Here is an 18,245-nt window from a genome sequence, read left to right as displayed (position 1 = left end):
GTTACCCATAAGGGGTCATAAGCCTTTCCTATTGAAAAGGCGAGGGGTTACGCTTTCAGCTGCACCTCGCCGTCCTTCACGCGGACGTCGTAGTGTTTGACCGAGAAGCTTTCATCTTCCATGCAGCGCCCGTCGGTTAAGCGGAAGCGCTGCTTTTTCAGCGGGCTGGCAACCCACAGTTCGCCCTGGTGCTCCGCAATCAGACCGCGGGAGAGCACGCTGGCCTCGAAAAACGGGTCGATATTGCTGATGGCAAAAACCTGTTCATCGTGGCGAGGGCGGAAAATCGCTACCTGCTCGTTGCCCAGCAGGGCACAGACGCCGGTTGCTGGCAGAATGTCGTTAATGTTGCAGATGTTTACCCACTGGCTCATGCGTTTTCCTCCACCAGCATCACCGGAATACGTTCATACGGGGTCGCTGGACGATGCTGTTCGCGCTCCGGCACCACCTGCACGTTCGGGTCGCGCTGGGTGCTGTTGATAAAGTGTTTGAAGCGCGTCTGCGCCGCTGGCGTGTTCACGGTTTCGGTCCACTCGCAGATAACCGCCTCGCGCAGGCGAGTCATCTCGGATTCCAGCTGTTCATTCAGGCCCAGCTTGTCGTCGATAATGACTGACTTCAGGTAGTCGATGCCGCCTTCGAGATTATCCAGCCAGGACGCGGTACGGGTCAGCTTATCGGCGGTACGAATGTAGAACATCATGAAGCGGTCGAGGTATTTGATCAGCGTATCGCGATCGAGATCGGCAGCCAGCAGATCGGCGTGGCGAGGTTTCATCCCGCCGTTACCGCACACGTACAGGTTCCAGCCTTTCTCGGTGGCGATAATACCCACGTCTTTACCCTGTGCTTCCGCACATTCACGGGTACACCCTGAGACGCCGAACTTCATTTTGTGCGGCGTACGGATGCCTTTGTAGCGGTTTTCCAGCTCGACGCCGAAGCCCACGCTGTCGCCCACGCCGTAGCGGCACCAGGTGCTGCCCACGCAGGTTTTCGCCATGCGCAGCGCCTTGGCGTACGCGTGACCGGTTTCGAAGCCCGCCTCAATCAGCTGACGCCAGATTTCCGGCAGGTCATCTTTCTGCGCACCGAACAGGCCGATACGCTGGGAACCGGTGATTTTAGTGTACAGGTTAAACTCACGGGCGATACGGCCCACGGCGACCAGCCCTTCAGGGGTAATTTCCCCCCCGGCAGAACGCGGGATCACCGAGTAAGTCCCGTCTTTCTGAATATTGGCCAGGAAGTTATCGTTGGTGTCCTGAAGCGGAGTGTGTTCTGGTTTGAGCACATATTCGTTCCAGCAGGACGCCAGCAGGGAACCGACGGTAGGCTTACATACTTCACAGCCGTAGCCCTGGCCGTGTTTCTCCAGCAGTTCGTCGAAGGATTTAATGCCCTCCACGCGGATCAGGTGATACAGCTCCTGGCGAGAGTAAGCGAAGTGCTCGCACAGGTTGTTGTTCACTTCAATGCCCTGTTTTGCCAGCTCGGCGTTCAGCACCTGGGTGACCAGCGGGATACAGCCGCCGCAGCCGGTCCCGGCTTTGGTTTCCGCCTTCAGCGCCGCAACGGTGTGGCAGCCTTTGTTAATGGCGGAGATCAGCATGCCTTTGGTGACGTCGAAGCAGGAGCAGATTTGCGCGCTGTCCGGCAGTTTATCCACGCCAATGGACGGCTTACCGCTGGAGGCGTGCGCCGGGAGGATCAGCGCGTCCGGGTTTTCCGGCAGCTCAATGGCGTTCAGCACCAGCTGGAGCAGGTTGCCGAAGTCGCTGGTGTCGCCCACCAGCACCGCCCCGAGCAGGGTTTTGTTATCCTGGCTGACGATAAGACGTTTGTAGACTTCTTTGCTTTCGTCCAGATAAACATAGCTGCGGGAGTTCGGGGTGCGACCATGCGCATCGCCAATACCGCCCACGTCCACGCCCAGCAGCTTCAGCTTGGCGCTCATGTCTGCGCCGGTGAAGGCATTTTCGCTGCCGAGGATATGGTCAACGGCGACCTGCGCCATTTTGTACCCAGGTGCAACCAGACCGTATACGCGGTTATTCCAGCTGGCGCATTCGCCGATGGCGTAGATGTCCGGATCGGAGGTCTGGCAGGTGTCGTTGATCATGATCCCGCCGCGCTGCGCAACGGCCAGACCGCACTGGGTGGCCAGCTTGTCGCGCGGGCGAATGCCGGTGGAGAAGACGATGAAATCCACTTCCAGCTCGCTGCCGTCGGCAAAGCGCATGGTTTTACGCGCTTCAGTGCCTTCCTGCACGATCTCTTTAGTGTTCTTGCTGGTGTGAACCTTCACGCCCATGCTTTCGATTTTACGGCGTAGCTGGTCGCCACCCATATGGTCCAGCTGTTCCGCCATCAGCATCGGGGCAAATTCGATGACGTGGGTTTCAACGCCGAGGTTTTTCAGTGCGCCTGCCGCTTCCAGACCCAGCAGACCACCGCCGACAACCGCGCCACGTTTGCTTCGACGTGCGCAGGATTCAATGGCGTTGAGGTCTTCAATGGTACGGTAAACGAAGCAATCCTGGGTTTCCGAACCTTTAATCGGCGGGATCCACGGATACGAGCCTGTCGCCATGATCAGCTTATCGTAAAAAACCGTGCGTCCGGCGCTGGAGTGGATCACTTTCTCCTGACGGTTGATGGTGATAGCGCGTTCGCCCACCAGCACTTTTACGCCATGCTTCTCGTAGAAACCTTCACGCACCAGAGAGAGTTCTTCGGCGGTATGGTGAGAGAAGTAGGAAGACAAGTGCACACGGTCGTACGCCTTGCGGGGTTCTTCACAGAACACGGTAATATCGAACTGGTTAGCATCGGCTTTATCGAGAAGATCCTCAATAAAGCGGTGGCCGACCATGCCGTTACCGATGATAGCGAGTCTGACTTTGCTCATTTTTGCCTCGATTTCTTTTCTATTACTGCCTACCTTAACGATTCAGCAGGGGCACTTATTGATGCAAATCAAATACGCCTTCACCTACCCCTTAGGTGGTATATCTATGATTTGTCAGGATTTTTATAAGTTACGGATATTGTTTGATTTTTGTGCTTGCTTGTTTTTCGCACAATTTTGGTGGGGTTTTTTACCCATCGGCGGGCAGGGCGGGTGAGCAGGAGAAAACCCCTTTGCAGTACGCAAAGGGGTTACGGCGATTAGTGGGTAGCTGTTGCCGGGTTGTGTTGACGGTGACGGGTCACAAAGCCCAGCACGAAGCACATGATGAACACCACGGCGTACAGACCGTTAGCGGTATGCAGCGCCGCCAGCGGGCCGCTGTGCGCCACAATTGGGCCCGTGACCACGAAGGTCAGCATGGTGCCGATGGTGCCGCAGGTCAGCACGAAGTTCACCAGCTTTGGCGAAGCCACTTTGGTCTGAAGAGAGCCAAGGGTGATGATCGAGGTATAAATCGCGCTGGAGAAGAAGCCCAGGGTCAGGATGAACCACGGCATATGCTCCGGGGAACCGTTGATGAACAGATACATCAGCACGGTTGCCAGACCCGCCAGAACGGTCAGGATCCGTTGCAGGTCGAAGAAGCGCAGGATAAAGCTAAACGCCCACATGCCGAACATGTAAGACATCCAGAAATCGCTCACCAGTTTACCCGCGTCGTTCAGACTCATGCCCAGACCTTTCGCATACTCAGGAACCCAGGAGATAAAGCCCAGCTGGCCCAGGATGTAACACAGCGCGGCGATGGAAAGGAACAGCACGCCGATACCCCATTTTTCTTTCGCAACTGGCTCAGACGTGGTCTGCGCTTTTTTGCCCAGCACCGGGAACTCGCAGCCGAAGGTGAGAATAAAGATCGCGACATAGACCAGACCAATGCAGGCGTACACCCAGTACCACTCAATGCTGCGCGCCAGAAGATACGCGGCGACCATCGGGAAAATCATCCCGGCCATGCTGAAGAAGGAGTCGGTGAACAGCAGACGCGCGCCGCGCTGGCGACCTTCATACATATGGGTGATCAGGAACGTACCGATCGACATGGTGATCCCGCTCACCAGGCCCAGCACGAACATGGCGGCAGAGAAGAGGGCGATGCTGTGGCTCAGCACCAGGCCCGCCACGGCGGCAACCATCAGCACGAAGCCGAAGCGCAGCTGGGTTTTCAGCGGCACGATTTCCATCAGCCAGGCATTAAGGAAAATAGAGATCAGGATCCCCGCGTTCAGGAAAGTGAAGGTATTGCTCATGCTGGAAACGGGCAACTGGAAATAGTCTGCGATATTTCCCATCACCATCCCGGTGACGATCACCAACGCGCCGGTCAGGGCGTAGGAGAAGAAGCTGATCCATGTGAGCTTGATGCGATTGCTGTTAGTCATGTCTGGCCTGTTAAAAGTAAAGAAAAACGCAATGACTGCGTTTGATCGGGCAGATTTTAGTCGCGAAAGTGATCTAATTAAATCTTTTCAGAAAATATTGAGCACAATTGCAGGCTTTAACGTGATGGAGATCACATTATATCGCGGGGTGAACAATCGTTTGCGCGGTAATAATTGTTTCAATTTCGTAAAATTAGGTAAAAGACTGGTCTGGGGTCATACTGCTCTTTAGAATCAAGCCATTCGCTTTTTATACTGCGCTTTGTTAAGGAATTCTCATGCTCAAATCAACACTGGCGGCTGTCGCAGCTGTGTTTGCTCTTTCTGCCGTTTCCCCTGCTGCGCTGGCAGCTAAAGGAGACCCTCACGTCCTGCTGACTACCTCTGCGGGGAATATTGAGCTGGAGCTGGATAGCCAGAAAGCCCCTGTTTCCGTGAAAAACTTCCTCGACTACGTGAACAGTGGTTTTTATAACAACACCACGTTCCACCGCGTGATCCCGGGCTTTATGATTCAGGGCGGCGGTTTCAACGAGCAGATGCAGCAGAAAAAGCCTAACCCGCCAATCAAAAATGAAGCGGATAACGGCCTGCTGAACAAGCGCGGCACCATTTCTATGGCGCGTACGGCGGATAAAGACAGCGCCACCAGCCAGTTCTTCCTCAACGTGGCGGATAACGCCTTCCTGGACCACGGCCAGCGCGACTTTGGCTACGCGGTGTTCGGTAAAGTGGTGAAAGGCATGGACGTGGCGGACAAGATCTCTCAGGTTCAGACTCACGATGTCGGTCCATACCAGAATGTGCCGTCTAAGCCAGTGGTGATTCTCTCCGCGAAAGTGCTGCCGTAATCGTTCCCTCACACGGGCACATCCTGCCCGTGTCTTTCCGCCCTCCCTGCGAAAGCGCGTTTTGCTGCTTATACTTGTGGCAAACGGACTATTCAGGGAGGCGTAGTGAAAAAACTCACCGACAAGCAAAAATCCCGACTCTGGGAGCAACAGCGTAGCGTCAATCTTCAGGCCAGTTGCCTCCTTGAAAAAGGCAAGGGTCCCGCTGAACCCGATATCGAGACGCTGGCACTGGGGCCTTCTGCACCGGGTTTACCCCATCTGTGCCTTATTCACCGCCATTTATTCCGCAACGAAATGAAAGGCGCTGGCGAGCTGCGCACCGCCGATATCTCCAAGGGCGACATTCCATTTTGCCATTTCGAGTACATCGAGAAGGTGGGTAATGAGCTGATGGCTTCGCTGGAAAGCGATAAATATCTGGTGGGCCTTCAGAAAGAAGAGTTTACAGACAGAATCAGTCATTACTACTGTGAAATCAACATGCTACATCCGTTTATGAGCGGTAATGGCGTGGCTCAGCGCATCTTCTTTGAACAGCTGGCGATCCATGCGGGCTACGTGCTGAACTGGCAGGGGATCGACCCGGACGACTGGGCATCCGCCAACCAGAGCGGGGCGATGGGTGATCTGACCGCCCTGAATGCTATCTTTGCCAAAGTTGTGAGCGAAGCGCGGGGATCTGAGTAAAATAGGGCGGCCATTTTTTCAGGAGCCGCCATGATTCTGCTGATTGATAACTACGATTCCTTTACCTGGAACCTTTACCAGTATTTTTGTGAACTGGGGGCAGAGGTGGTTGTCCGCCGTAACGATGAGATCGCGCTGGCTGACATTGCCGCGCTGGCGCCCCAGAAAATCGTGATTTCGCCCGGGCCGTGTACGCCGTCGGAGTCCGGCATCTCGCTGGAAGTAATCCGCCACTATGCGGGCAAGCTGCCGATTCTGGGCGTCTGCCTGGGTCACCAGGCCATTGCGCAGGTCTTTGGCGCCAGCATTGTCCGTGCCGCGAAAGTCATGCACGGCAAAACCTCACCGATCACGCACACCGTTACCGGCGTATTCCTGGGGCTAAACAATCCGTTAACCGTGACGCGCTACCATTCTCTGGTGATTGATCCGCCGACCCTGCCCGCAGACTTTGAAGTGACCGCCTGGAGTGAGACCCGGGAAATCATGGGCATTCGCCACCGCGAGTACGATCTGGAAGGGGTGCAGTTCCACCCGGAAAGCATTCTCAGCGAACAGGGGCACGCGCTGCTGGCCAATTTCCTTAATCGCTGAATATCTGTTGCCTTGTTGTGATTTTTTATGCATATTTTGTGATTATATTTTCACAATCACTGTGACATAAAAATGGATGGTCATGACATGGCAACTGAACAACCAGCAATTACCCGCGCGACATTCGATGAAGTGATTCTGCCGATTTATGCACCGGCTGAGTTTATCCCGGTGAAAGGGAGAGGCAGCCGCGTCTGGGATCAGCAGGGCAACGAGTATGTTGATTTCGCAGGCGGTATTGCGGTGACGGCGCTGGGCCATTGCCATCCTGCGCTGGTGGACGCGCTGAAAACGCAGGGCGAAACGCTGTGGCACACCAGCAACGTGTTCACTAACGAACCGGCGCTGCGTCTGGGGCGTAAGATCATCGATGCCACCTTCGCCGAACGCGTGCTGTTTATGAACTCTGGCACCGAAGCCAACGAAACCGCCTTTAAGCTTGCGCGCTACTACGCAACCACGCGTCATAGTCCGTACAAAACCAAAATCATCGCCTTCCATAACGCCTTCCACGGTCGCTCGTTCTTTACCGTTTCCGTTGGCGGCCAGCCGAAGTATTCCGACGGCTTTGGTCCGAAACCTGCGGATATCATCCACGTGCCGTTTAACGATCTGCACGCCGTTAAAGCGGTGATGGACGATCACACCTGTGCCGTGGTGGTCGAGCCCATTCAGGGGGAAGGCGGCGTCACGGCGGCCACCCCGGAATTTCTGCAAGGGCTGCGCGAACTGTGCGACGAGCACCAGGCGCTGCTGGTGTTTGATGAAGTGCAGTGTGGGATGGGGCGTACCGGAGACCTGTTCGCTTATATGCACTACGGCGTAACGCCGGATATTCTGACCAGCGCGAAAGCGCTCGGCGGCGGTTTTCCGGTCAGCGCGGTGCTCACCACCCAGGATATCGCTTCCGCATTTCATGTGGGCTCACACGGCTCCACTTACGGCGGTAATCCGCTGGCGTGCGCCGTGGCGGGAGCGGCGTTCGACATCATTAATACGCCGGACGTCCTGAATGGCGTGAATGCGAAACGCGCCCTTTTTGTGAAACATCTTCAGCAGATTGACGAACAGTTTGATGTCTTCAGCGACATCCGCGGAATGGGGCTGCTGATCGGCGCCGAGCTGAAGCCTCAGTACAAAGGCCGCGCGCGCGATTTCCTGCACGCCGCCGCGCACGAAGGCGTCATGGTGCTCAACGCCGGGCCGGACGTGATGCGCTTTGCGCCGTCGCTGGTGGTGGAAGACAAAGACATCGAAGACGGGTTAACCCGTTTTTCCGCGGCGGTGGCGAAGATCGTCAGAGGCTAATACGCGGTTCGTTTTAACCGGCGCGTTAACCAAATCCCGTGATGCGGACGCTGACGCCATGCCACCGACGAAATGGTGTGCATGGTGTTGAGATGCCCGAGAACGCGCTGTAAATGCTGCTCAAGGGTGCTCATCGGCCCGTGGGTCAGCGTCTCCGGCGCTTCCAGAATGTTCGAATCCCCTGACTCGCCCGGCGCGTCGTACTCCAGACGCTGCTGACAGCGCTGGAGGGCAATTTCACACGACTGCAAATAGCGCTGCGCCAGATCCGGCGTCAGCATGGTGTGCTCGCGCGCCAGCGTGGTCATGGCATTGATGTGTTCGACGATAAACTGGCTGTGCGTGACCCACAGCTTCATGTCTGCCAGATAGTGCGAGTTGAAGCCCGGCTCCTGCATGGCCTGGTTAAGGGAGTTGAACAGGGCATTATGCGCCTGGTTGACCTTCATGCGCTCGTAGGCCAGCGGAGACGGCTGCGGGTCGTCGCTCAGGATCAGGCGAATGGCCTGCTGATCCGCCTCCAGCGCGTCGTGGGCGTTTTGCCTCAGTAATCCACTTTGCCACTGCGGCCACAGCCAGACCATGCCGCCAAAGGCGATCAGACAGCCAATCAGGGTATCGACCAGGCGGGCAATAATTAACTGATCGGCGTTGAGCGTAAGCAACTGCAGGGTGTACACCGCCGTTACCGTAAAGCCCACCGTCGCCCAGCCGTAGTTTTTACGGATGATCAGATAACTCACCATCGTAATCGCCAGCATGCCGACCAGCGTATACCCTTCCGGCACGTGGAAGTGCAACGTTACGCCCGCGATAATCAGCCCCGCCATCGTGCCGCCCGCCCGATGCAGAATGCGCACCCGCGTGGCACCATAGCCGTTCTGGGTGACAAACAGCACGGTCATTAAGATCCAGTAGGGTTTCGGCAGGTGCAGGGCCATTCCCATCAGGCTGGCGATGCTGAGCATGACGCTAATTCTTGCGGCGTTGCGCAGGGCGGAAGACTTCAGCGACAGGTAGCTTTTGAGCGCAGGCAGCAACGGCAGTCGTTTTTGCTTATCGGCCATCAGGTCCCGGGTATAAAGCGGGCGCTGGGTGCGCAACACCCGGGCGATGCGGCTGAAATGCCAGGCGGCAAACTGCCCGACCGGGTTATCCGCGTGCTGACGCGCAATCTTTTCCAGCGCGCCGAGCTGTTTGTCCATGTTAAAGCGCGTCGGATATCGGTGATAGAGGATATCCTCAGCCAGCACCCGCAGGCGCGCCGCGACGGTCTGCGCGTTCCAGCGGATCACCGCTTCCGCATGGCTGCGCTCCACCAGCTTTTGCACCTCTTCCGGATTATGAAGGCTGACGGAAATATGCTCCTGCAAATCCAGCCCGACCTGGAAGGTACGCAGCAGCCGCTTATATTCATGATTTTTGTTGGCGGCAAGCATGTGCAACTGCTGATAGCACTGGCTGATCAGATCCACCACTTTTTGCTGGCGTGCCAGCAGCGGCGGCAGGGATTTTTCCGGGTCGGTATGTTGCGTGAGCAGGGTGTATTTTGCTTCACAGTATTCAGCAAGCTGCACATAGAGCAGGCTCAGGGATTCGCGAAGCGGCTGTTCCCGCCACAACCAGAACCAGAACCAGTTAAACAGCCCGTACCACAGCGTGCCGAGGGCGTAGATCAGGAATGGCTCCCACACCGGCATATTGCCCGCAAGGCTTAAGGTGAAGATGGCGGCAATCAGCGACGCGGGAAGCAGGCGGGCGTGCAGCGAGCTGATTTCAGCGGTTACGCCAAGCGTCATCGCCAGCACGGTCAGGATCAGCGGCAGAGGAATGTCGCGGGCCAGTAAGAGTTGCACGGCAAGGCTACAGCCGGCAAACAGGCAGCCGCCAATAATCAGGCGTTTGAAAAAGCGTTTATGCGGGGTGTCCAGACCGGCAATGTTGCAGCAGGCGGGCACGAGGGAAAACAGCAGGCCTTGCTGAAGATGTCCGAGGATCAGGCCCACGGCCACGGGAAGACACAACACCAGCGTTTGTCGCAGTGCGTAGTTAACTTCCGGGTGATAGATCAGCCTGCGCCACATAAGGAGTAGAGACAAAAACGGCGTGCCACCCTGCGGCGGCACGCCGTCTGACCGGAATTAACGGGTCCCGTAAACCACGATGGTTTTACCGTGGGCGGAGATCAGGTTTTGATCTTCCAGCATCTTCAGGATACGGCCCACTGTTTCACGGGAGCAGCCGACGATCTGACCGATTTCCTGGCGGGTAATTTTAATTTGCATACCGTCAGGGTGGGTCATGGCGTCTGGCTGTTTCGCCAGGTTCAACAGAGTCTGCGCGATACGACCGGTCACGTCCAGGAAGGCGAGGTTACCCACCTTCTCAGAGGTCACTTGCAGACGGCGTGCCATCTGGGAAGAAAGACGCATCAGGATGTCAGGGTTGACCTGAATCAGCTGACGGAATTTCTTGTAAGAAATTTCAGCCACTTCACATGCTGTTTTTGCACGAACCCAGGCGCTACGTTCCTGGCCTTCTTCAAACAGGCCCAGTTCACCGATAAAATCGCCCTGGTTCAGATAAGAAAGGATCATCTCTTTCCCTTCTTCATCTTTGATCAGCACGGCCACCGAGCCTTTAACGATGTAATACAACGTTTCCGCTTTTTCACCCTGGTGAATCAGCGTGCTCTTTGATGGGTACTTATGAATGTGGCAATGAGACAAGAACCATTCGAGAGTCGGGTCTGTTTGCGGTTTGCCAAGCACCATGCGCTGTTATCCTCTGTTATAAGCTGTCACCAGAGTCATAAGATGCATCCGGACTCTGGGGTTGCAATCGAATTCTTACCCATACCTGGGAAGTCGGCTGTCGTAACGTTTCGCAGCCAGTAAAGTTTGATGTCCTCTGCATACATGTGTAACGTCAATGTATTACTGTAGCATCCAGAGTGTTTTAGCATAGCTTTCGCCGCGTGTCTCCTGGTGTCTCGCTTCAGCATGACGCAGGTCGCCTTCCGTTGCGAGAAATGTAACGTACACGTAATCTGTCATAAAAAATGCAACGTTGGAGTGAGTGAATATGCAAGCGCGTGTGAAATGGGTTGAAGGGTTAACGTTCCTGGGCGAGTCTGCTTCCGGGCACCAGGTTTTGATGGATGGCAACTCCGGTGATAAAGCCCCCAGCCCGATGGAAATGGTGCTGATGGCGGCAGGTGGATGCAGTGCGATCGACGTGGTGTCGATCCTGCAAAAAGGCCGTCATGACGTGACCGATTGTGAAGTGAAGCTGACGTCAGAACGTCGCGAAGAGGCGCCACGTCTGTTCACGCATATTAATCTGCACTTTATCGTCACCGGCAAAGAACTGAAGGATGCGGCGGTCTCGCGTGCGGTTGACCTGTCTGCGGAGAAATACTGCTCTGTGGCGCTAATGCTGGAGAAAGCGGTAAACATCACCCATTCGTATGAAGTGATCGAGGCTTAATTTTTGGCGGGTGGCGCTTCGCTTACCCGCCCTACAAAAGCACGCCCGTAGGCCCGGTAAGCGCAGCGCCACCGGGCAAAACAACTCACGCGATTTGCTTTCCTTCCATCAGCCGCTGCACCAGCGGCGTCATGATCAGCTCCATCGCCAGCCCCATTTTTCCGCCCGGTACCACTAACGTATTCATGTGCGAAATAAACGAACCTTGTAGCATCGCCAGCAGCCAGGGGTAATCAATGCCTTCCAGGTTGCGGAAGTGGATCACTACAAAGCTCTCGTCCAGGGAAGGGATGCTTTTTGCGGCGAACGGGTTGGAGGTGTCCACGGTGGGGACGCGCTGGAAGTTAATGTGGGTTCGGGAGAACTGCGGCGTCAGGAAGTTGATGTAATCTTCCATGGAGCGCACCACCGAATCCATTACCGCCTCTCGCGAATGGCCGCGCTCGCTCATGTCACGCGTCAGCTTCTGGATCCACTCAAGGTTAACAATCGGCACCACCCCCACCAGCAAATCCACATGGCGCGCCACGTCGTGCTGAGGCGTCACCACGCCGCCGTGCAATCCTTCGTAAAACAGCACGTCAGTCGGTTCCGGCAGCGGCTGCCAGGGCGTGAACGTGCCGGGGACCTGGTTCCAGGGCACGGCTTCATCGTAGGTGTGGAGATACTTGCGGGACTGCCCGGTGCCGCTCTGCCCGTATTCACGGAAGGTTTGCTCCAGCAGGCCGAAGTCATTGGCCTCCGGGCCAAAATAGCTGATGTGTTTACCCAGATCGCGCGCCTTGCGGATGGCCATATCCATCTCCGGGCGCGTGTAGCGGTGAAAGCTGTCGCCCTCTACCTCTGCCGCCCGTAAGTTAAGCTGGGCGAAAATCTTGCGGAAGGCGAGGCTGGTGGTAGTGGTTCCCGCCCCACTCGAACCCGTAACGGCAATAACCGGATGTCTGGCAGACATAGCAACTCCCTGACTGGAAAAGTGTAAGATCAGCCATGAAACGCGTTGCGGGGCATGATATTCACCGTCTCATGCAGTTCGGACCATACCAACACCACGTCGCCGCTTTTAAGCTGGCGCTTCACATCGTTGACCTTTTGTTCAAGCGAACGTTCATGTTCACCATAATCGGTGCCTTCGCGCAAGACAAAGCTTTCAATCAGATTATCGAGCGTTTCGGGAGAGAGATCCTGCCAGGGAATAATCATTTTTTACCGTCCAGATAGGCCGTTAACCAGTCGGGTATACGCGTCTCAAGCCACATTTTTGGCCGACGCAGCGTGCCGCCAACAAAGCCCACGTGCCCGCCGAACTCGGTGAGCTGATACTCCACGTTATCCGGCAGATAGTCAGGGGCGGGGATCGAGTGATGATCCATAAACGGATCGTCTTTGGCGTGGATAATCAGCGTTGGTTTCGTGATTTGATTCAGTAAAGGCATGGCGCTGCACTGACGGTAATAGTCAATCGCATCGGCAAAGCCGTGAATTTTCGAGGTGATCAAATCATCAAACTCGCGCAGGCGCTTCACGCGTTTGAGCTGTTGCAGCGTCACAGGCAGCGTATCCGGATAGGCCTTAAGTTTACGTGCGGCGTTGGCTTTCAGCAGGTTGAGCAGATAACGCTGATAGACCCGCGAAAACCCCTTTTCCATATGATAACTGCACTGCTCCAGCATAAAGGGCGCAGAGACAATCACCGCCGCATCCAGCGGTACGGCGTCGCTCTCCTTCGCCAGCAGGCAGGCCAGCATATTCCCGCCCAGCGAATACCCCACCGCTGCCGTTGGTGCCTCGCCGAAATTGTCTCTTAGCCAGCGCAGGAACCAGGAGCCGTCCTCGGTTTCACCCGAGTGATAAATGCGTTTCTGACGGTTAGGCTCGCCGCTGCATCCGCGAAAATGCATCACCACCCCAAGCCAGCCGCGGGCTTTCGCCGCCTCAATGAGACCGTGTGCGTAAGGGCTGTGCAGGCTGCCTTCCAGGCCGTGAAAAACCACCAGACGGGGTTTATGTCTGGCCCGATCCGGATCTTCGCTCCAGGCGAGATCCAAAAAGTCACCGTCCGGCAGGTCAATGCGCTGCCAGTGGGGGTTGAACTGCACCTTGCGGCGGATCAGGCGCGGCAGCATGGTTTGCAGGTGAGGGTTAGCCACACCGCGCATGGGCACGAACTCTGCGCTCTCTTCGGCTGCAATGTCGAAGTCTGAGGGAATGATTTGGGTCATAAGGGCGATGCTGATTCTTGTCAGAAATTAACTATACCTTCCGAATTGTACCCCGTTTAGCCCGTTTTTCCGAAACATGAACTGATCCCGATCACATTTCTTTACCTTGATTATTACTCTCAGGCTAATGATTACGTCCTACGCTTAATTGATGCCTTTCTCACCAGAGCGCACACTTTACTCAACGTTAAGCAAATCAGAATGATGTGCTGAATCAGGAGGTTAATAATGTTATCTGGGCAAACACCCACCCGGCAATGGAACACCCGACGCAGCGAGAAAGCGCGTCGTCTGGCGTCCGTACCGGTGCAGGGCAAGGTACTGCCAACCGGCGATCTTGTCGCCATGCTGGAAAAACTGATCGCACCAGGCGACAAAGTCGTTCTGGAAGGCAACAACCAGAAGCAGGCGGATTTCCTTTCCCGTTCACTGGCCGAAGTGAACCCGCAAATCGTGCACGATCTGCATATGATCATGCCGAGCGTGGGCCGCAGCGAACATCTGGACATCTTTGAGAAAGGCATTGCCCGCAAGCTCGACTTCTCCTTCTCCGGTACGCAAAGCCTGCGCATTTCGCAGCTGCTGGAGGATGGTCAGCTCGAAATCGGGGCGATTCACACCTACATCGAACTCTACTCACGTTTATACGTCGACCTTTCGCCAAACGTGGCGCTGATTGCCGGTTTTAAAGCGGACCGTAAAGGTAACCTCTACACCGGGGCGAGTACCGAAGATACCCCGGCGCTGGTGGAAGCCGCCGCGTTCCACGACGGCATCGTCATCGCACAGGTGAACGAGCTGGTGGACGACGAGTGCGACCTGCCGCGCGTCGATATTCCGGGCTCGTGGATCGATTACGTGGTGGTGGCGGACAAGCCGTTCTTTATTGAACCGCTCTTCACCCGCGACCCGCGCCTGATTAAACAGGAACACATCCTGATGGCGATGATGGCGATTAAAGGCATCTACGCTGAACACCAGGTGCAGTCCCTGAACCACGGGATTGGCTTTAATACCGCAGCGATCGAACTGCTGCTGCCAACCTACGGCGAACAGCTCGGACTCAAAGGAAAAATCTGTAAACACTGGACTTTGAACCCGCATCCAACGCTGATCCCGGCCATCGAAAGCGGCTGGGTGGAGAGCGTCCACTGCTTCGGCGGCGAGCTGGGGATGGAAGAGTACATCCGCGCCCGTCCGGACGTGTTCTTTACCGGTGCTGACGGCTCCATGCGCTCTAACCGCGCCTTCTGTCAGTTGGCTGGTCAGTACGCGGTCGATATGTTTATCGGCTCCACGCTACAGGTTGATGGTTACGCTAACTCCTCAACCGTGACCCGCGGCCGTCTCTCCGGCTTCGGCGGCGCACCAAACATGGGCCACGATCCGCACGGTCGTCGCCACGCCACACCGGCCTGGCTGAACATGATCACCGAGCCTGACCCGATGCAGCGCGGTAAAAAGCTGGTTGTGCAGATGGTGGAAACCTTCCAGGCGGGCGTGAAGCCAACCTTCGTGGAGAAACTCGACGCCGTAGACGTGGCGAAAGCCTCCGGCATGCCGCTGGCGCCGGTCATGATTTACGGCGATGACGTCACCCACGTGCTGACGGAAGAGGGGATTGCTTACCTCTACCGGGCGAAAGATCTGGAAGAGCGTCGCGCCATGGTCGCCGCCGTGGCGGGTATCACCGATATCGGTCTGGGCGTTGACGCCAAACGCGTGGCGGAACTGCGCCAGAGCGGCAAGGTTGTGTATCCGGAAGATATTGGCATTCGTCGTACCGATGCCACCCGCTCTCTGCTGGCTGCGGGCAGCGTGGCTGACCTCGTTGAGTGGTCCGGCGGCCTGTATAACCCACCTGCGAAATTCCGGAGCTGGTAATGAAACTTCTGCCCCAGATCCAGGTTGAAGGCGGTGCCGAATGGCTGGCGCGAACCGCCACGCAGTGTCTGATTGACGAAGCACGTTTAAGCCCGAAGCCCGGTCTGGTGGACAGCCGGGGGAACGGCGCGCATCACGATTTATCGCTTGCGCTGATGGAGCGCTCCGCTCACAGCCTGACCCCCACGTTTCAGGCGCTGGCGCAACAGAGCTGGCAGCGTCCGGCGGATATTGCCCTCAGGCAAACCGTTGGCCGCCTGGGTCGTGAAGGCGAACGGCAGATGATGGCCGCTACCGACGGCGTGAACACACACCGTGGCGCGATCTGGGCGCTGGGATTGCTGGTGAGCGCGGTGGCGATGCTGGGCGGCGATGCCCGGGCGCAAACCGTCGCGAACACCGCCGCTCAGCTGGCGAAACTGCCGGATGACGCGGCGCCGAAAGTATTCAGCAAGGGGTTACGCGTCACGCACCGCTACCGTGTACCGGGCGCGCGTGAAGAGGCTCAGCAGGCGTTTCCGCATATCATGCAGCGCGCGCTGCCGCAGCTTCACCTTAGCCGTCTCAACGGCAGCAGCGAAACGCAGGCCAGACTCGACGCGCTGATGGCGATCATGACCTCGCTCACCGACACCTGCGTGCTGTCACGCGCCGGCATGGAGGGGCTGGATGCCATGCAGAACGGTGCCCGTGCGGTGCTGAACGCGGGAGGATGCGCAACACTTGCGGGGCAGCAGGCGCTGGCGCGGTTAGACCGTCAGATGCTGACGCTTTACGCCTCGCCGGGCGGAGCCGCAGACCTGCTTGCCGCCACGCTGTTTCTTGACCGCGTCGAAACGCCCTATTCAAAGCATTAAGAGGATGTTATGGAAAAAATCACATTGACCGTGCCCGCCAGCCGCGAAGTAAGCGGCAGGGCGCTGGCAGGGGTAGTCGGTTCCGGGGATATGGAGGTGCTTTTCACCGCCGAACCGGGCCAGACCTTAACCATTGATATCACCACCTCCGTCGACAACAGCCGTGGGCGCTGGGAGGCGTTGTTCAATCGCCTGCAAACCGTCAGCAGCCTGCCCGCAGGTAAGCTGACCATCCACGACTTCGGCGCGACGCCGGGCGTGGCACGCATTCGTATCGAACAGGTTTTTGAAGGGGTGAACCATGCGTGATGACAGCAGCTTTATCGAATTAAAAGCGCGCCAGCGTGCGCAGGCGCTGCTCGACGACGGCAGCTACCGCGAACTGCTGGATCCGTTTGAAGGCATTATCTCTCCGTGGCTTGGGCCACAGGGGATTGTTCCTCAGGCCGATGACGGCATGGTAGTCGCGAAAGGGACCATCAACGGCCAGCCTGCAGTGGTGGTGGCGATTGAAGGCACCTTCCAGGGCGGCAGCATGGGCGAAGTGTCCGGTGCCAAAATGGCGGCGGCGCTGGAGCTGGCGGCGGAAGATAACCGCAACGGCATTCCGACTCAGGCGGTACTGTGCCTCGAAACCGGCGGCGTACGTTTGCAGGAAGCCAACCTTGGCCTGGCGGCGATTGCCGATATCCACGCCGCGATCGTTGACCTGCGTCGCTATACCCCGGTTGTCGGGATTGTCGCCGGGACCGTGGGCTGCTTCGGCGGGATGTCTATCGCCGCGGCGCTGTGCAGCTACCTGATTGTAACCCGCGAAGCGCGTCTTGGCCTCAACGGCCCGCAGGTTATTGAGCAGGAAGCGGGCATTGAAGAGTATGACTCCCGCGACCGTCCGTTTATCTGGAGCATGACCGGCGGCGAAGTGCGCTATGAAAGCGGACTGGTGGACGCGCTGGTGGGCGACGGCGTGAACGCGGTGAAAGCCGCGATGAACGAAGCCATCGCCAAAGGCGTACCGGCGAAACATCGCACCGATAACTATGACGATTACCTGAACCGTCTGACGAATTTCGACACCCGCAAACAGGCCGATGCCGAACAGATTAAAGCGCTTTTTGCCCGGGAGGTGAAATGATGACTAACTCAATTAGCCGTGGCGAACTCTGGCTGGAAACTCTGGCCCCGAACGCGAAACGTCTGGAGGGGTTATGCCCGTCCGTGCAGGCCGCAGACGGCGAGCTAAACGGTGAAACGGTGCGTTTTGTCGCCGTGGTGCCGGACGCCAACAACCACTTCCCGCGCGCGGCGCAAGGGGAAGTCGGCCTGCTGGAAGGATGGACGCTGGCAAAAGTGGTCAGCGAAACCGTCGCCGCTGACGCCGATAAAGCCGTGAAGCGCCCGATTGTGGCGGTGATCGATGTCCCAAGCCAGGCCTATGGCCGTCGCGAAGAGGCGTTTGGTATCCACCAGGCGCTGGCCGGCGCCGCTGCCGCCTATGCCAATGCGCGGCTGGCGGGGCATCCGGTGATTGGTCTTATCGTCGGTAAGGCCATGTCCGGCGCGTTTCTGGCGCACGGCTATCAGGCCAACCGCCTGATTGCCTTCAACGATAAAGGCGTGCTGATCCATGCCATGGGCAAAGAGTCTGCGGCGCGCATTACGCTGCGTACCGTGGAGGCGCTGGAAAAACTGGCGGCAACCATTCCGCCAATGGCGTACGACATCAGCAACTACGCCACGCTGGGGCTGCTCTCCGACCTGCTGGATATCAGCAACCCGGATGCCCCTTCCGAAAGCGATCTGACGCGGGTGAAAACTACCCTGCAACAGGCCATCAGCGACGCTCGTCAGGACACCACGTTGAAAAACCGTCTGGGTGCTGACAACCGCCGCAGCTCGGCGCTCGTACGTGAACGTATGCGAGCCAGCTGGTAAGTAAAAAGAGACCTGCCAGATGCATTACCCCGTGGGCGCGCCCGTTGCGTCCACGC

Annotated in this window: 18 protein-coding genes; 10 read left to right on the top strand and 8 right to left on the bottom strand. The window is 57.2% G+C overall.

Annotated features, from left to right (window positions below):
- Positions 1-47: 47 nt before the first annotated feature.
- The 3 genes from nirD to tsgA form a co-directional block, all read right to left on the bottom strand.
- Positions 48-374, bottom strand: coding sequence for a nitrite reductase small subunit NirD (nirD, locus tag IPZ49_RS14510; protein WP_022649617.1), 327 nt, complete (start codon positions 372-374; stop codon positions 48-50).
- The gene (gene nirB, locus IPZ49_RS14505; RefSeq protein WP_022649616.1) at positions 371-2,914 is read right to left on the bottom strand and encodes a nitrite reductase large subunit NirB; all 2,544 of its coding nucleotides are present in this window, start codon (positions 2,912-2,914) and stop codon (positions 371-373) included. Before nirB ends, nirD begins: the two co-directional genes overlap by 4 nt.
- A 260-nt stretch (positions 2,915-3,174) precedes the next feature.
- Positions 3,175-4,359 (bottom strand): MFS transporter TsgA, encoded by a 1,185-nt coding sequence (gene tsgA / locus IPZ49_RS14500; protein WP_022649615.1) that lies wholly within the window; start codon positions 4,357-4,359, stop codon positions 3,175-3,177.
- A 278-nt stretch (positions 4,360-4,637) separates the two neighbouring features.
- On the opposite strand from tsgA, the gene ppiA reads away from it, so the two are divergent.
- The 4 genes from ppiA (at position 4,638) to IPZ49_RS14480 (ending at position 7,802) form a co-directional block, all read left to right on the top strand.
- Positions 4,638-5,210, top strand: a complete 573-nt coding sequence (gene ppiA / locus IPZ49_RS14495) for a peptidylprolyl isomerase A (RefSeq protein WP_022649614.1) — start codon at positions 4,638-4,640, stop codon at positions 5,208-5,210.
- Positions 5,211-5,315: 105 nt separating this feature from the next.
- The gene (locus IPZ49_RS14490; RefSeq protein WP_023298771.1) at positions 5,316-5,900 is read left to right on the top strand and encodes a putative adenosine monophosphate-protein transferase Fic; all 585 of its coding nucleotides are present in this window, start codon (positions 5,316-5,318) and stop codon (positions 5,898-5,900) included.
- 30 nt (positions 5,901-5,930) lie between these two features.
- Positions 5,931-6,494, top strand: a complete 564-nt coding sequence (gene pabA, locus IPZ49_RS14485) for an aminodeoxychorismate synthase component 2 (RefSeq protein WP_063146989.1) — start codon at positions 5,931-5,933, stop codon at positions 6,492-6,494.
- An 87-nt stretch (positions 6,495-6,581) separates the two neighbouring features.
- Positions 6,582-7,802, top strand: coding sequence for an aspartate aminotransferase family protein (locus IPZ49_RS14480; protein WP_179954859.1), 1,221 nt, complete (start codon positions 6,582-6,584; stop codon positions 7,800-7,802).
- Here the strand turns inward: IPZ49_RS14480 and IPZ49_RS14475 are convergent.
- Positions 7,799-9,886: a YccS/YhfK family putative transporter gene (locus tag IPZ49_RS14475; RefSeq protein ID WP_063929516.1), complete on the bottom strand. Its 2,088-nt coding sequence runs from the start codon at positions 9,884-9,886 to the stop codon at positions 7,799-7,801. The genes IPZ49_RS14480 and IPZ49_RS14475 overlap by 4 nt on opposite strands.
- 57 nt (positions 9,887-9,943) lie before the next feature.
- A complete protein-coding gene (crp, locus tag IPZ49_RS14470) occupies positions 9,944-10,576 on the bottom strand; it encodes a cAMP-activated global transcriptional regulator CRP (protein WP_000242758.1) in 633 nt (210 codons plus the stop codon).
- A gap of 310 nt (positions 10,577-10,886) precedes the next feature.
- On the opposite strand from crp, the gene IPZ49_RS14465 reads away from it, so the two are divergent.
- The gene (locus IPZ49_RS14465) at positions 10,887-11,291 is read left to right on the top strand and encodes an OsmC family protein (RefSeq protein ID WP_022649609.1); all 405 of its coding nucleotides are present in this window, start codon (positions 10,887-10,889) and stop codon (positions 11,289-11,291) included.
- Between the two features lie 85 nt (positions 11,292-11,376).
- Here IPZ49_RS14465 and IPZ49_RS14460 read toward each other — a convergent pair whose 3' ends face one another.
- From IPZ49_RS14460 to IPZ49_RS14450, 3 genes are read right to left on the bottom strand one after another with little or no spacing between them, the layout of a single operon-like run.
- Positions 11,377-12,246: a phosphoribulokinase gene (locus IPZ49_RS14460; protein WP_003861663.1), complete on the bottom strand. Its 870-nt coding sequence runs from the start codon at positions 12,244-12,246 to the stop codon at positions 11,377-11,379.
- A 29-nt stretch (positions 12,247-12,275) separates the two neighbouring features.
- Complete coding sequence (locus IPZ49_RS14455; protein ID WP_003861664.1) at positions 12,276-12,494, bottom strand: YheU family protein; 219 nt, start codon at positions 12,492-12,494, stop codon at positions 12,276-12,278.
- Complete coding sequence (locus IPZ49_RS14450) at positions 12,491-13,513, bottom strand: hydrolase (RefSeq protein WP_048966613.1); 1,023 nt, start codon at positions 13,511-13,513, stop codon at positions 12,491-12,493. Before IPZ49_RS14450 ends, IPZ49_RS14455 begins: the two co-directional genes overlap by 4 nt.
- A gap of 228 nt (positions 13,514-13,741) precedes the next feature.
- Between IPZ49_RS14450 and mdcA the strand changes: the two genes are divergently transcribed.
- From mdcA to mdcE, 5 genes are read left to right on the top strand one after another with little or no spacing between them, the layout of a single operon-like run.
- Positions 13,742-15,397: a malonate decarboxylase subunit alpha gene (gene mdcA / locus IPZ49_RS14445; protein ID WP_023330194.1), complete on the top strand. Its 1,656-nt coding sequence runs from the start codon at positions 13,742-13,744 to the stop codon at positions 15,395-15,397.
- Entirely contained in the window at positions 15,397-16,254 is an 858-nt protein-coding gene (locus IPZ49_RS14440) for a triphosphoribosyl-dephospho-CoA synthase (RefSeq protein WP_063146986.1), read from the top strand. The genes mdcA and IPZ49_RS14440 overlap by 1 nt, the downstream gene beginning before the upstream one ends.
- Before the next feature lie 9 nt (positions 16,255-16,263).
- Positions 16,264-16,563, top strand: coding sequence for a malonate decarboxylase acyl carrier protein (gene mdcC / locus IPZ49_RS14435; RefSeq protein WP_000411786.1), 300 nt, complete (start codon positions 16,264-16,266; stop codon positions 16,561-16,563).
- The gene (locus tag IPZ49_RS14430; RefSeq protein WP_003861672.1) at positions 16,556-17,389 is read left to right on the top strand and encodes a biotin-independent malonate decarboxylase subunit beta; all 834 of its coding nucleotides are present in this window, start codon (positions 16,556-16,558) and stop codon (positions 17,387-17,389) included. The genes mdcC and IPZ49_RS14430 overlap by 8 nt, the downstream gene beginning before the upstream one ends.
- A complete protein-coding gene (gene mdcE / locus IPZ49_RS14425; RefSeq protein ID WP_003861675.1) occupies positions 17,389-18,189 on the top strand; it encodes a biotin-independent malonate decarboxylase subunit gamma in 801 nt (266 codons plus the stop codon). The genes IPZ49_RS14430 and mdcE overlap by 1 nt, the downstream gene beginning before the upstream one ends.
- Positions 18,190-18,245 lie beyond the last annotated feature (56 nt).

It is taken from the genome of Enterobacter cloacae complex sp. S2 (assembly GCF_015159675.1).
Classification (GTDB): domain Bacteria; phylum Pseudomonadota; class Gammaproteobacteria; order Enterobacterales; family Enterobacteriaceae; genus Enterobacter; species Enterobacter intestinihominis.
Note: the sequence above shows the minus strand (reverse complement) of the source record. Positions and strands in the feature narration are given on the sequence as shown.

Coding starts and splice junctions, on each gene's coding strand:
- nirD (WP_022649617.1), bottom strand. CDS start 374: ATGAGCCAGTGGGTAAACATCTGCAACATTAACGACATTCTGCCAGCA.
- IPZ49_RS14475 (WP_063929516.1), bottom strand. CDS start 9,886: ATGTGGCGCAGGCTGATCTATCACCCGGAAGTTAACTACGCACTGCGA.
- IPZ49_RS14480 (WP_179954859.1), top strand. CDS start 6,582: ATGGCAACTGAACAACCAGCAATTACCCGCGCGACATTCGATGAAGTG.
- nirB (WP_022649616.1), bottom strand. CDS start 2,914: ATGAGCAAAGTCAGACTCGCTATCATCGGTAACGGCATGGTCGGCCAC.
- IPZ49_RS14450 (WP_048966613.1), bottom strand. CDS start 13,513: ATGACCCAAATCATTCCCTCAGACTTCGACATTGCAGCCGAAGAGAGC.
- IPZ49_RS14430 (WP_003861672.1), top strand. CDS start 16,556: ATGCGTGATGACAGCAGCTTTATCGAATTAAAAGCGCGCCAGCGTGCG.
- ppiA (WP_022649614.1), top strand. CDS start 4,638: ATGCTCAAATCAACACTGGCGGCTGTCGCAGCTGTGTTTGCTCTTTCT.
- IPZ49_RS14455 (WP_003861664.1), bottom strand. CDS start 12,494: ATGATTATTCCCTGGCAGGATCTCTCTCCCGAAACGCTCGATAATCTG.
- IPZ49_RS14440 (WP_063146986.1), top strand. CDS start 15,397: ATGAAACTTCTGCCCCAGATCCAGGTTGAAGGCGGTGCCGAATGGCTG.
- tsgA (WP_022649615.1), bottom strand. CDS start 4,359: ATGACTAACAGCAATCGCATCAAGCTCACATGGATCAGCTTCTTCTCC.
- IPZ49_RS14460 (WP_003861663.1), bottom strand. CDS start 12,246: ATGTCTGCCAGACATCCGGTTATTGCCGTTACGGGTTCGAGTGGGGCG.
- IPZ49_RS14465 (WP_022649609.1), top strand. CDS start 10,887: ATGCAAGCGCGTGTGAAATGGGTTGAAGGGTTAACGTTCCTGGGCGAG.
- crp (WP_000242758.1), bottom strand. CDS start 10,576: ATGGTGCTTGGCAAACCGCAAACAGACCCGACTCTCGAATGGTTCTTG.
- mdcC (WP_000411786.1), top strand. CDS start 16,264: ATGGAAAAAATCACATTGACCGTGCCCGCCAGCCGCGAAGTAAGCGGC.
- pabA (WP_063146989.1), top strand. CDS start 5,931: ATGATTCTGCTGATTGATAACTACGATTCCTTTACCTGGAACCTTTAC.
- mdcA (WP_023330194.1), top strand. CDS start 13,742: ATGTTATCTGGGCAAACACCCACCCGGCAATGGAACACCCGACGCAGC.
- mdcE (WP_003861675.1), top strand. CDS start 17,389: ATGACTAACTCAATTAGCCGTGGCGAACTCTGGCTGGAAACTCTGGCC.